Origin of the sequence: Streptomyces sp. A1136, from assembly GCF_004795055.1 — a bacterium.
GTDB lineage: Bacteria > Actinomycetota > Actinomycetes > Streptomycetales > Streptomycetaceae > Streptomyces.
In genome coordinates, this window is sequence record NZ_SSBJ01000017.1 from 1 (window position 1) to 12,111 (window position 12,111).

General features: G+C 71.5%; 9 protein-coding genes. 3 read left to right on the forward strand and 6 right to left on the reverse strand.

All coding sequences use genetic code 11. From position 1 onward, the window contains the following. Positions 1-191: 191 nt before the first annotated feature. From pyk to pta, 3 genes are all read right to left on the reverse strand, one after another. Positions 192-1,625, reverse strand: coding sequence for a pyruvate kinase (gene pyk, locus E6R62_RS17990; RefSeq protein WP_136214475.1), 1,434 nt, complete (start codon positions 1,623-1,625; stop codon positions 192-194). 62 nt (positions 1,626-1,687) lie between these two features. Next, positions 1,688-2,902 (reverse strand): acetate kinase, encoded by a 1,215-nt coding sequence (locus E6R62_RS17995; RefSeq protein ID WP_136214476.1) that lies wholly within the window; start codon positions 2,900-2,902, stop codon positions 1,688-1,690. Between the two features lie 76 nt (positions 2,903-2,978). Beyond that, the gene (pta, locus tag E6R62_RS18000) at positions 2,979-5,069 is read right to left on the reverse strand and encodes a phosphate acetyltransferase (protein ID WP_136214477.1); all 2,091 of its coding nucleotides are present in this window, start codon (positions 5,067-5,069) and stop codon (positions 2,979-2,981) included. A 305-nt stretch (positions 5,070-5,374) separates the two neighbouring features. On the opposite strand from pta, the gene E6R62_RS18005 reads away from it, so the two are divergent. Beyond that, the gene (locus tag E6R62_RS18005) at positions 5,375-6,400 is read left to right on the forward strand and encodes an ATP-dependent 6-phosphofructokinase (RefSeq protein WP_136214478.1); all 1,026 of its coding nucleotides are present in this window, start codon (positions 5,375-5,377) and stop codon (positions 6,398-6,400) included. A gap of 55 nt (positions 6,401-6,455) precedes the next feature. Here the strand turns inward: E6R62_RS18005 and E6R62_RS18010 are convergent, their stop codons facing one another. Further along, the gene (locus E6R62_RS18010) at positions 6,456-7,184 is read right to left on the reverse strand and encodes an XRE family transcriptional regulator (RefSeq protein ID WP_136214479.1); all 729 of its coding nucleotides are present in this window, start codon (positions 7,182-7,184) and stop codon (positions 6,456-6,458) included. 314 nt (positions 7,185-7,498) lie between these two features. Here E6R62_RS18010 and E6R62_RS18015 point away from each other — a divergent pair, with 314 nt between their 5' ends. Both E6R62_RS18015 and E6R62_RS18020 read left to right on the forward strand, forming a co-directional pair. Next, positions 7,499-7,891 (forward strand): MerR family transcriptional regulator, encoded by a 393-nt coding sequence (locus tag E6R62_RS18015; protein ID WP_136214480.1) that lies wholly within the window; start codon positions 7,499-7,501, stop codon positions 7,889-7,891. A gap of 30 nt (positions 7,892-7,921) precedes the next feature. Continuing rightward, complete coding sequence (locus E6R62_RS18020) at positions 7,922-8,266, forward strand: co-chaperone YbbN (RefSeq protein WP_136214481.1); 345 nt, start codon at positions 7,922-7,924, stop codon at positions 8,264-8,266. On the opposite strand, the gene glgB is transcribed toward E6R62_RS18020, so the two are convergent. Together glgB and E6R62_RS18030 are read right to left on the reverse strand one after the other, a co-directional pair. Then, on the reverse strand, positions 8,256-10,541 hold the full coding sequence (gene glgB, locus E6R62_RS18025) for a 1,4-alpha-glucan branching enzyme (RefSeq protein WP_136214482.1): 2,286 nt from the start codon (positions 10,539-10,541) through the stop codon (positions 8,256-8,258). The two genes, E6R62_RS18020 and glgB, sit on opposite strands and share 11 nt — an antisense overlap. Continuing rightward, positions 10,538-11,989, reverse strand: coding sequence for a phosphotransferase (locus E6R62_RS18030; RefSeq protein WP_136214483.1), 1,452 nt, complete (start codon positions 11,987-11,989; stop codon positions 10,538-10,540). The genes glgB and E6R62_RS18030 overlap by 4 nt, the downstream gene beginning before the upstream one ends. Positions 11,990-12,111: the final 122 nt, after the last annotated feature.

The following is a 12,111-nucleotide window of genomic DNA, read 5'->3' on the forward strand; positions in this document are numbered from 1 at the left end:
GGGTCCCCCGGAGCGGTAGACCGCCCCGCCCCGCCTGCACGACCGCGGCCCGCACCCCTTCCCCGGGGTGCGGGCCGCGGTCGTGCCCCGGCCCGCGGGCCGGGGCGAACGCACCGAGGGCGGTACCCCACCCCCGGTGGGGGTGGGGTACCGCCCTCGGTCTCTGTGCGGCAGAGGCGGAGCGGGGTGGGTCAGGCGGTGGGGGCGGTACCGCCGAGGTGGTGGACGCGGACCATGTTGGTCGTGCCCGGGACGCCGGGGGGAGAGCCGGCCGTGATCACCATGGTGTCGCCGGAGTTGTAGCGGCCGAGCTTGAGCAGCTCGCCGTCCACCAGGTCCACCATCGCGTCCGTGGTGTCCACGTGCGGGACGATGTACGAGTCGACGCCCCAGCTCAGCGTGAGCTGATTGCGGGTGTTCTGGTCCGTGGTGAAGGCCAGGATCGGCTGCTGCACGCGGTAGCGCGAGAGCCGCCGGGCGGTGTCGCCGGACTGCGTGAAGGCGATGAGCGCCTTGCCGCCGAGGAAGTCGGCGATCTCGCAGGCCGCGCGGGCGACGGAGCCACCCTGAGTACGGGGCTTCTTGCCCGGGACCAGCGGCTGGAGGCCCTTGGAGAGCAGCTCCTCCTCGGCCGCCGTGACGATCTTCGACATCGTCTTGACGGTCTCGATCGGGTAGGCGCCCACCGAGGACTCCGCCGACAGCATGACCGCGTCCGCGCCGTCCAGGATCGCGTTGGCGACGTCGGACGCCTCCGCGCGGGTCGGGCGGGAGTTCGTGATCATCGACTCCATCATCTGGGTCGCGACGATCACCGGCTTGGCGTTGCGGCGGCACATCTCGATGAGGCGCTTCTGCACCATCGGGACCTTTTCGAGCGGGTACTCGACGGCCAGGTCGCCACGGGCCACCATGACCGCGTCAAAGGCGTCCACCACGGCGGCCATGTTCTCGACGGCCTGCGGCTTCTCCACCTTGGCGATGACGGGGACCCGACGGCCGACCTCGTCCATCACCTTGTGGACGTCCTTGACGTCGTTGGCGTCGCGCACGAAGGACAGGGCGACCATGTCGCAGCCCATCCGCAGCGCGAAGCGCAGGTCGTCGATGTCCTTCTCCGACAGGGCCGGCACGTTCACGGCCGCGCCGGGCAGGTTGATGCCCTTGTGGTCCGAGATGACACCGCCCTCGATGACGATGGTCTTGACGCGGACGGCGTCGACCTCGGTCACCCGGAGCTCGACGTTGCCGTCGTTGATCAGGATCGGGTCGCCCTTGGCGACGTCGCCCGGCAGCCCCTTGTAGGTCGTGCCGCAGATGGACTTGTCACCGGGGACGTCCTCGACGGTGATGGTGAACTCGTCACCGCGCACCAGCTCGACGGGACCCTCGGCGAAGGTCTCCAGGCGGATCTTCGGTCCCTGGAGGTCGGCGAGGACGCCGACCGCGCGCCCGGTGTCCTCGGAGACCTTCCGGACGCGGTCGTACCGCTCCTGGTGTTCTGCCTGGGACCCGTGGCTGAAGTTGAATCGGGCCACGTTCATGCCTGCCTCGATGAGTGCTTTCAGCTGCTCATACGAGTCGACGGCGGGGCCCAGCGTGCAGACGATTTTGGAACGGCGCATGGAGCGGATCCTATCGGTTTGTTTCGTAGCGGAATATTCCGTCTGGTGGAAAGTCCAAGTGACTACCGGGTAACCAGCGCGTAGGCCTGAGCGGCGATCTCCAGTTCCTCATCCGTCGGTACCACGGCCACGGCGACCCGGGAGCCCTCCGCCGATACCAGCCGAGGTCGCGCCGAGCGCACCGCGTTGGCCTCCGGGTCGAGCACCAGGCCCAGTTCGGCAAGCCCGTCCACCGCAGCCTCGCGGACCTGGTGGGCGTTCTCGCCGACGCCGGCCGTGAACGTCACCGCGTCCACCCGCCCGAGCACCGCCGAGTAGGCGCCGATGTACTTCTTCAGCCTGTGGACGTACGTGGCGAACGCCATCGACGCCGCCTCGTCCCCCTCGCCCGCGCGCCGGAGCACCTCGCGCATGTCGTTGTCGCCGCACATGCCCAGCAGACCGCTCTTCTTGTTCAGGAGCGAATCGATCTCATCCACCGAGAGACCGCCTACCCGCGCGAGGTGGAAGATCACGGCCGGATCGAGGTCACCGGACCGGGTTCCCATGACCAGTCCCTCCAGCGGCGTCATGCCCATGGAGGTCTCCACACAGACGCCGCCCCGGACGGCCGAGGCCGAGGCGCCGTTGCCCAGGTGCAGCACGATCACGTTGACGTCCTCCACCGGCCTGCCCAGCAGGGCGGCCGTGGCCCGCGACACGTAGGCGTGGGAGGTGCCGTGGAACCCGTACCGCCGGACGGCGTACTTCCGCGCCGTCTCGGCGTCGATCGCGTACCGGGCCGCGTACTCCGGCATCGTCGAGTGGAAGGCCGTGTCGAAGACGGCGACCTGCGGGAGGTCGGCGCGCAGCGAGCGGGCCACCTCGATGCCGCTGACGTTCGCCGGGTTGTGCAGCGGGGCGAGCGGGATCAGGCTGCGGATCTCCGCCAGTACCTCGTCGTCGATCAGCGTCGGCCGGGTGAACCGGGTCCCGCCGTGCACCACCCGGTGTCCCACGGCCGCCAGTTCGGGGGAGTCCAGCCCCGTCCCGTCGGCGGCCAGCTCCGCCGCGACCAGCTTCAGCGCGGCCTGGTGGTCGGCTATCGCGCCGGTGCGTTCCCGCTTCCCGCCCTCGGCGCCGGGCCCGGTCAGCGGCTCGTGCACGAGCCGGGACGTCCGCTCACCGATGCGCTCGACCAGGCCGACGGCGAGGCGGGAGGAGTCGGCCATGTCGAGCAGCTGGTACTTGAGCGAGGACGAGCCGGAGTTGAGGACGAGGATGCGTGATGCGGTCACAGGTGCGGATGCCTTCTCTGCTGGGGCGGGTGAACGGGGACGGGGCGAACGGATCGGCCGGAGCCGGTGCTCGCGGCTACGGCCGGGAGGGCGCTGGCGAGGACGATTGGGCCTGGATCGCGGTGATCGCCACCGTGGTGACGATGTCCTGGACCAGGGCGCCGCGCGACAGGTCGTTGACCGGCTTGCGCAACCCCTGGAGCACCGGGCCGACCGCCACGGCGCCCGCCGAGCGCTGTACGGCCTTGTACGTGTTGTTGCCCGTGTTGAGGTCGGGGAAGATCAGCACGCTCGCCCGCCCGGCCACCTCCGACCCGGGCAGTTTCGTCGCGGCGACGGAGGGCTCGACCGCCGCGTCGTACTGGATCGGACCCTCGATCGGCAGATCGGGCCGGCGATCGCGGACGATCTCAGTGGCTTTGCGGACCTTCTCCACGTCCGCGCCGGTCCCGGACGTGCCGGTCGAGTACGAGAGCATCGCGATGCGCGGATCGACGCCGAAGGCGGCGGCGGTGGCCGCGGACTGCACGGCGATGTCGGCGAGCTGCTCGGCGCCGGGGTCCGGGTTGACCGCGCAGTCGCCGTAGACCAGGACCTGGTCGGCCAGGCACATGAAGAAGACCGAGGAGACGATCGACGCCTCCGGCTTGGTCTTGATGATCTCGAAGGCGGGGCGGATGGTCGCGGCGGTGGAGTGCACGGCGCCGGAGACCATGCCGTCGGCCAGCCCTTCCTGGACCATGAGGGTGCCGAAGTAGTTGACGTCGGTGACCACGTCGTTGGCCAGCTCGACGGTCATGCCCTTGTGGGCCCGGGCCCGTGCGTAGTAGTCGGCGAAACGTTCCCGTAGGGGAGAGGTCGCCGGGTCGATCAGCTGGGCGCCGGAGATGTCGACGCCCAGGTCGGCGGCCTTCTTGAGGATCGCCGGCTCCTCGCCCAGCAGGGTCAGGTCGCAGACCCCGCGCCGCAGCAGCACGTCCGCGGCGCGCAGCACCCGCTCCTCGGTGCCCTCGGGCAGTACGACCCGGCGGCGCTCGGAGCGGGCGCGCTCCAGCAGCTCGTTCTCGAACATCATCGGCGTGACGCGCTCGGAGCGGGCCACCGACAGCAGGTCGCGCAGCTCGGTGGTGTCCACGTGCCGCTCGAACAGGCCGAGCGCGGTCTCCAGCTTGCGCGGGGTCGCGGAGTTCAACCGGCTCTGGAGGGAGAAGAGTTCCGCGGCGGTGGGGAAGCTGTTCCCGGCCACCGACACCACCGGCGTACCGGGTGCCAGCTTCGAGGCCAGCGTCAGGATGTGGCGGCCCGGGCGCTCGTTCAGCGTGAGCAGCACCCCGGCGATCGGCGGAGTGCCGGAGGTGTGCGCGGCCAGCGCGCCGATCACCAGGTCGGAGCGGTCCCCGGGGGTGACGACCAGGCAGCCGGGGGTCAGCGCGCCCAGGAAGTTCGGCAGCATCGCCCCGCCGAACACGAAGTCGAGGGCGTCGCGCGCCAGCCCCGCGTCGTCCCCCAGCAGCACCTCGCCGCCGAGCGCCCGGGTGATCTCGGCGACGGTCGGGGCGGAGAGGGACTTGTCGTCCGGCAGGACGTAGCAGGGCACGGGAAGACGGGCCGCCAGCCACTCGGCTATGACGTCCCGGTCCTCCGCGGCCACCCGGTTCACCGCCATGGCCACCACGTGGCAGCCCAGGCCCTCGTACGCCCGATAGGCGTTGCGGGCCTCCGCGCGGACGGCTTCGGCGGAGTGCCTGGTACCGCCGACGACGGGCACGACCACGGCCCCCAGCTCATTGGCCAGGCGGGCGTTCAGCGCGAGCTCGTCCGGCAGGTTCGTGTCGGCGTAGTCGGTGCCGAGCACCAGCATGACCTCGTAGTCCCGGGCCACCCGGTGGTAGCGGTCGACGAGCCGCGAGACCAGTTCGTCGGTGCCCTTCTCGGCGAGGACCGCGGATGCCTCGTGGTACTCCATGCCGTACGCGGACGCCGCGTCCTGGTCGATCCGGTAGCGGGCCTTCAGGAGGTCGAAGAGCCGGTCGGGGCTGTCGTGCAGCAGCGGACGGTACACGCCCACCCGGCCCGTCTGTCGGGCCAGCAGCTCCATGATCCCCAGCTCGACGACCTGCCGGCCGTCCCCCCGCTCGATACCGGTCACATACACGCTGCGCGTCACGCGTGCTCTCCGTCCATGTTTCGCCCACGGAGCGGCTCAGGGGCCACCCGTGGATCTCCGAGTCGGTTGTCCCAATTAGTGTGGGCTTGACCTCTTGACAATACCTCTGTGTGTAGCTAAGGCGCCCGCCGGGAAAAGTCCGGCGGGGAGGACCGAAAGGCCCTGGCGGCCGGGAGCGCGATGAGCGCCTCCCCCCGGCCCCGTGGAAGAATCGGACACGGCCCCAGTAATACGCCCTTCACATGTACGGCCGTCCGCCCGCACGCGTACGGACCGGTACGACCAGGAGCAGGAGACACAGCACGATGCGTATCGGAGTTCTCACCGCAGGCGGCGACTGCCCGGGGCTGAACGCCGTCATCCGTTCGGTCGTACACCGCGCGCTGGTCGGACACGGGGACGAAGTCATCGGCTTCGAGGACGGTTTCAAGGGCCTGCTCGACGGTCACTACCGCCCCCTGGACATCAACGCGGTCAGCGGCATCCTGGCCCGCGGCGGCACCATCCTCGGCTCCGCCCGCATGGAGCGCGCCCGGCTGCACGAAGCCGCCGAACACGCACAGGAATTGTCCACCCGGTACGGCCTCGACGCGCTGATCCCGATCGGCGGCGAGGGCACGCTGACCGCCGCCCGGATGCTGGCGGACGCCGGGATGCCGGTCGTCGGGGTGCCGAAGACCATCGACAACGACATCTCCTCCACCGACCGCACCTTCGGTTTCGACACCGCGGTGATGGTCGCCACCGAGGCCATCGACCGCCTCAAGACCACCGCCGAATCCCACCAGCGGGTCATGGTGGTCGAGGTCATGGGCCGGCACGCGGGCTGGATCGCCCTGGAGTCCGGCATGGCCGGCGGAGCCCACGGGATCTGCCTGCCGGAGCGCCCGTTCGAGGTGGACGCCCTGGTGAAGATGGTGGAGGAACGCTTCTCCCGAGGCAAGAAGTTCGCGGTCGTCTGCGTGGCGGAGGGCGCGCACCCGGCCGAGGGCTCCATGCCGTACGAGAAGGGCGCGATCGACGCCTACGGGCACGAGCGCTTCGCCGGCATCGGCAACCGCCTGGCCGTCGAGCTGGAACACCGCCTGGGCAAGGAGGCCCGCCCGGTCATCCTCGGACACGTCCAGCGCGGTGGCACGCCCACCGCGTACGACCGCGTCCTCGCGACCCGCTTCGGCTGGCACGCCGTCGAGGCGGTGCACCGAGGCGACTTCGGCAACATGACCGCCCTGCGCGGCACGGACATCGTCATGGCCCCCTTGGCATCGGCCGTCACCGAGCTCAAGAGGGTCCCGGACCACCGGATGTACGAGGCCGAGTCGGTCTTCTGACCGGCGCCGGCGCGCGCCGCGGGGGAGCACGGGCGCGGGGTGCGGGGCCGCCGTCCTACCCCGCGCCGCCGGCCACCGCCCAGAAGCGGTCCACGATCTCCGCGAGGTACTCCCGGCCGGCGTCGCCCGTCGCCCCGGCACCCCCGCCGCCGCCCCAGCTCAAGGTGGCCACCATCAGCGACTGGTACTCGCCGTGCATCTTCTCCAGCACCCGGTCCAGGTTCGCCCGGGGCACGGGCAGCAACTTCGCGAGCGGCTTCCCGTACGCCTGCCAGCGCGTGGTCACCGCGTTGCGCAGCACCTCGGCCAGCTCCTGCTGCTTGCCGGTCGCCGTCACGAACTGGGCCAGGGTCAGCCCCAGGGTCGAGGCCAGGGCGGCCGACTGGCGCTCGTTGCCCTTCCAGCGGCCCGAGTCCTCCATCTTCTGGTACGAGTTCGTCTCCAACCCGATGCGCCGGGCCAGGTCGTCGGGGGCCAGGCCACGGGCGATCCGGTGCTCCCTCAGGGTCACGGGCTCGGCGAGCAGTTCACCGGGGGCGCACCACAGCACGCCGGCGAGCGCCGTGAGTTCGGCGGACGTCGGCGAGATCTCGCCGCGCTCCCAGGCCATCACGGTCTCGGGCGCGACCGTCAGGCCGTACTGGGCACGCAGGCCGTAGGCGACGTGACCGGGAGCCATGCCCAGGGCCGCGCGGAGACGACGCGCGGCGGGGGCATTGAAAGGGGGGCTGGAATGCACAGGGCACACGGTAGGAGTCACCAAGGGGTGGCGACTACAGACCATTCAAACAAGCCCATAACTCGTAGGAATGTCCTATGGAGTTCGGCGCTTTGGGCGGGTTTCCCGGCGACTGTCCGGTAATCGGAGTGAGGGAAGATCCAATCACAGCGTACGGATCAGGCCACTCCATTTCAGGGGTATCGGAGCATCCGCCGAGTGATCCCCGTCACAGGTCGTGAACCGACCGGCGGCCCCTTACGTGATCCATTCAGGGGCCCTCGCCCACGGGGGTGGCGAGGGCCCCGGGGACTCCCCCTCGACGCAAGCCCCGAAATCCCCTTTGCCTTGACGTCGGCGTCAAGGCTTACGGTCTCGGCATGCGAATCGGCGAACTGGCGGAGCGCGCCGGGACGAGCACGCGGACCCTGCGCTACTACGAGTCCCGCGGCCTGCTCCCGGCGCGGCGCGGTGACAACGGCTACCGCACCTACGACGAGGACGACCTGCGTCTGTTGCGCCAGATCCGGGTGCTCCAGGACTTCGGCTTCGAGCTGGAGGAGACCCGGCCCTTCGTCGACTGCCTGCGCGCCGGTCACCCGGCGGGCGACTCCTGTCCCGCTTCCCTCGCCGTCTACCGACGCAAGCTCGCCGAGCTGGACGACCTGATCGGCCGGCTCGCCGACGTGCGCGAGCAGGTCGCGCGGCAGTTGACCGAAGCCGAGGCCGCCGCCGGGGAAGCCGGCCGGCCCGCATGCGAGATGAACCCGTAAGCCCGTTCCGCGCTCAAGGGAGAAACAGAGATGATCCACGCCAAGGGCGTCGCCGAAGTGACCGACCTGGACTTCGACGCCGAGGTGCTCGGCGAGCAGGGCCGGCCCGTGCTCGTCGAGTTCACCGCCGACTGGTGCGGCCCGTGCCGCCAGCTCGCCCCCGTCCTCTCCGCCGTCGCCGCCGAGGAGGCGGACCGGCTCAAGGTCGTGCAGATCGACGCGGACAGCAACCCCGCCACCGTCATCCGGTACGGGGTGCTGTCCATGCCGACCATGCTCGTCTTCCGTGACGGCGAGCCCGTCCTGCAACTGGTCGGCGCCCGCGCGAAGCGCAAGCTCCTCCAGGAGCTGGAACCCCAGCTGCTTACGGCCTGAGCCAGATCGTCGCCATCGGCGGCAGCGTGAGGCGCAGGCTCACCGGGCGCCCCTGGGCCGGTACCGGCTCGGGGCGCATCGGCTGGAGGTGGCGCACCCCGCTGCCGCCGTAGGCCTCGGAGTCCGTGTTGAGCACCTCGTGCCACTGCGCCACCTGCTCCGGCACCCCGATCCGGTAGCCGTGCCGCACCACCGGGCAGAAGTTCGACACCGCCAGCAGGGGTGAGCCGTCCTGCGCGTACCGCAGGAACGCGAAGACGTTGTCGTCCGTGGCGTCCGCCTCCACCCAGGCGAAGCCCTCCGGCACGGTGTCCCGCTCCCACAGCGCGGGCGTCGCCGTGTACGTGTGGTTCAGGTCGCGCACCAGGTCGCGCACCCCCCGGTGGTCACCGGCCGCCGAGTACCCGGGGTCCACCAGCCACCAATCCGGCCCGCGCTCCTCCGACCACTCCGCTCCCTGGGCGAACTCCTGCCCCATGAAGAGCAGTTGCTTGCCCGGGTGGGCCCACATGAAGCCCAGGTACGCGCGGTGCGAGGCCCGCTGCTGCCACCAGTCGCCGGGCATCTTCGACACCAGCGCGCGCTTGCCGTGCACCACCTCGTCGTGCGAGATCGGCAACACGTAGTTCTCGCTGTACGCGTAGATCATCCCGAAGGTCATGTCGTGGTGGTGGTACTTGCGGTGCACCGGCTCCTTCGCCATGTAGCGCAGGGTGTCGTGCATCCAGCCCATGTTCCACTTGAGACCGAACCCCAGGCCGCCCGCGTCGGTGGGCCGGGTCACCCCCTCCCAGGCCGTGGACTCCTCGGCGATCGTCACCACCCCCGGGCAGCGCCGGTACACGGTCGCGTTCATCTCCTGGAGCAGCGCCACCGCGTCCCAGTTCTCCCGGCCGCCGTGCTCGTTCGGCACCCACTGGCCCTCGTCGCGCGAGTAGTCGAGGTAGAGCATGGAGGCCACCGCGTCCACCCGCAGCCCGTCGATGTGGAACTCCTCGCACCAGTACACGGCGTTGGCGACGAGGAAGTTGCGCACCTCCTTGCGGCCGTAGTCGAACTCCAGCGTGCCCCAGTCCGGGTGGGCGGCCCGCCGCGGGTCGTGGTGCTCGTACAGCGGCCGGCCGTCGAACTCGGCCAGCGCCCACTCGTCGCGCGGGAAGTGCGCGGGGACCCAGTCGACGATCACACCGATCCCGGCCCGGTGCAGCGCGTCCACGAGGAACCGGAAGTCGTCCGGGGTGCCCATCCGCGAGGTGGGCGCGTAGTAACCGGTGACCTGGTAGCCCCAGGAGCCGCCGAAGGGATGCTCGGCGACGGGCATCAACTCCACGTGCGTGAAACCGAGTTCCCGCACGTAGGCGGGCAACTGCTCGGCGAGCTCGCGGTAGGAGAGCCCCGGCCGCCAGGACGCCAGGTGCACCTCGTAGATCGACATCGGTGCCAGGTGGGCCGGACGCGCGCCGCGCGCGGCCATCCACTCGGCGTCCTGCCACGTGTGGTGGGAGTCGGTGACGATCGAGGCGGTCGCCGGCGGGACCTCGGCACGTCGCGCCATGGGGTCGGCCCGCACCGTGTGGCCGCCGTCGGGGCGGGTGATGTCGTACTTGTAAAGGGTGCCCTCGCCGATGCCCGGCAGGAAGAGCTCCCACACGCCCGTCGAGCCGAGCGAGCGCATCGGGTACGCGCCCGCGTCCCAGTACGAGAAGTCGCCCGTCACCCGTACGCCTTGGGCGTTGGGGGCCCACACCGTGAAGCGGGTGCCGGTCACGCCCTGGTGCTCCATGACCCGGGAGCCCAGGGCCGTCCACAGTTCCTCGTGCCGGCCCTCGCCGATGAGGTGCAGGTCCAGCTCGCCCAGCGCCGGCAGGAACCGGTAGGGGTCGTGGACCTCGATCTCGTCGCCGTCGTACCCGACCAGCAGGCGGTACTCGGGCACCTCCGGCAGCGGCAGCACCCCGGAGAACAGCCCGTCGCCGTCGTCGTGGAGCTCGGCCCGCAGGCCGTCGGCGATCACGGTGACGGACTTCGCGTAGGGGCGCAGGGCGCGGAAGGACACCCCGCCGAGCTCCGGTCTGGCACCCAGCACGGCGTGCGGGTCGTGGTGACGGCCCTCCAGCAGCCGGGCCCGCTCCCCGGCGTCGAGGGCCGGCGCCGGGGCGAGGCCCTGGGGCGCGGCGGGTTTCCGGGCCCGTGGCGTACGGGCCTTCGGCGTCGGCTCGGCCGCGGTGGCCGCTTTGTCGCGGACGGTCGGTGACGGCTGTCGTGCGGCGCTCACGCGAGCGGCCTCCTCGGGGGCTTCGGACGGGGTTGGGGGTGGGCGGCGCCGCCCGGGACGGGCGGCAGCCGGTGGGCCGGCCGCTGCGGCTCCGAGAGCCGCCGGATCGCCGCCATCGGGACGTGCAGCCAGTCGGGTCGGTGCCGGGACTCGTAGCGGGCCTCGTACACCGCCTTGTCGGTCTCGTACGCGCGCAGCAGGACGGGGTCCTCGCGCGGGTCGCGCCCGGTGGTGCGGGCGTACCCCTCGCAGAACGCGGCCCGGCAGTCGTCGGCCCACGCGGGGGCGAACGGCCGGTGCGAGCGGGCGGCGTAGTCGAAGGAGCGCAGTATCCCGGCGATGTCGCGCACCGCCGGTTCGGGGCGGCGGCGGTCGGCCAGCGGCCGGGCCGGTTCGCCCTCGAAGTCGATCAGGGCCCAGCTCCCGTCGGACGCCCGCAGGGTCTGGCCCAGGTGCAGGTCCCCGTGGATGCGCTGGGCGGCCACCCCGGTGCCCCGGGAGGCGGCCAGCGCGTCGAACGCCCCGCGCAGCCCCGCCTCGTAGGGCAGCAGCGCGGGTACCTCCCGGGCGGTGGCGGCCAGCCGGGCCGTCATCCCGGCGGCGAGCCGGGCGGTCTGCTCCGGATCGAGCGCCAGGGTGGGCAGGGCGTCGGCGAGCGCGCTGTGCACCTCGGCGGTGGCGCGGCCGAGCGCGTGCGCCTCGGAGGTGAAGTCGGCCCCGGCGGCGAGCCGGCGCAGCGCGAGCTGCCACCCGTCGACGGAGCCGCGCAGGTAGGGCTGGAGCACGCCCAGGGTCAGCGGTTCCGACCCGGGCAGTTCGGCCTCGTACCAGGCGACGGGCGCGGGCACCCGCACACAGCCGACTGCGGCCAGCGCCCGGGGCAGTTCCAGATCCGGGTTGACCCCGGGGCCGACCCGGCGGAACACCTTGAGGATGTGCGAATCCCCGTAGACCAGCGAGGAGTTGGTCTGTTCGCCGGACAGCGGCCGGGGCGCGGGGGCCGGCGGGATCATCGCGTGGGGGTCCCGCTCGAAGCGCAGTGGGCCAAGCGCGCCCGGGGAGCGCAATCGTTCCAGCAACAGCGCCGCGAGCCGCGGATCGCCGAGTCCCTCGTACACGGCGTGGCCGGCGTACGGGCCTTGCTCGGCGTACCCGATGAGCGCGGGCGCGAGTGCCGGGGGCAGGTTGGGGCGTACCCCCAGCAGCAGTTGGTAGCAGTCCGAGCTGCCTTCGGCGTCCACCCCGACGAGCAGGTGGAGCAACCCGGGCGAGGCGCCGGGTGGCAGCAGTTCGACGGCAGAGACCAACCGGAGCCGGGTGATGGGGCGCCCCTTGCCGGCGAACCAGCGCTGTCTCGGCAGCCAGGCTCGCAGCATGGGCTCCAGCGGTCCGAGCGGTACTCCGGCCAGGCTTCCCTGGCGGCTCCGGGCGGATGCAGCCTCCGACATGGCGTCGCGTCCTTTCCCCGGGCCGTCACAGAATGCGCAGAGTGTCCCGGATGGCGATGGTTGCTGTCCGGCGGTGGGCGAGTGTCGGGTCAGGATGATCCGTACAGGGGCGGGCGATTGAC

Excerpts from the sequence above, each read along its gene's own strand:
- E6R62_RS18005 (WP_136214478.1), top strand. The coding sequence starts at position 5,375 with ATGCGTATCGGAGTTCTCACCGCAGGCGGCGACTGCCCGGGGCTGAAC.
- E6R62_RS18015 (WP_136214480.1), top strand. The coding sequence starts at position 7,499 with ATGCGAATCGGCGAACTGGCGGAGCGCGCCGGGACGAGCACGCGGACC.
- E6R62_RS18020 (WP_136214481.1), top strand. The coding sequence starts at position 7,922 with ATGATCCACGCCAAGGGCGTCGCCGAAGTGACCGACCTGGACTTCGAC.
- pyk (WP_136214475.1), bottom strand. The coding sequence starts at position 1,625 with ATGCGCCGTTCCAAAATCGTCTGCACGCTGGGCCCCGCCGTCGACTCG.
- E6R62_RS18010 (WP_136214479.1), bottom strand. The coding sequence starts at position 7,184 with ATGGTCTGTAGTCGCCACCCCTTGGTGACTCCTACCGTGTGCCCTGTG.
- E6R62_RS18030 (WP_136214483.1), bottom strand. The coding sequence starts at position 11,989 with ATGTCGGAGGCTGCATCCGCCCGGAGCCGCCAGGGAAGCCTGGCCGGA.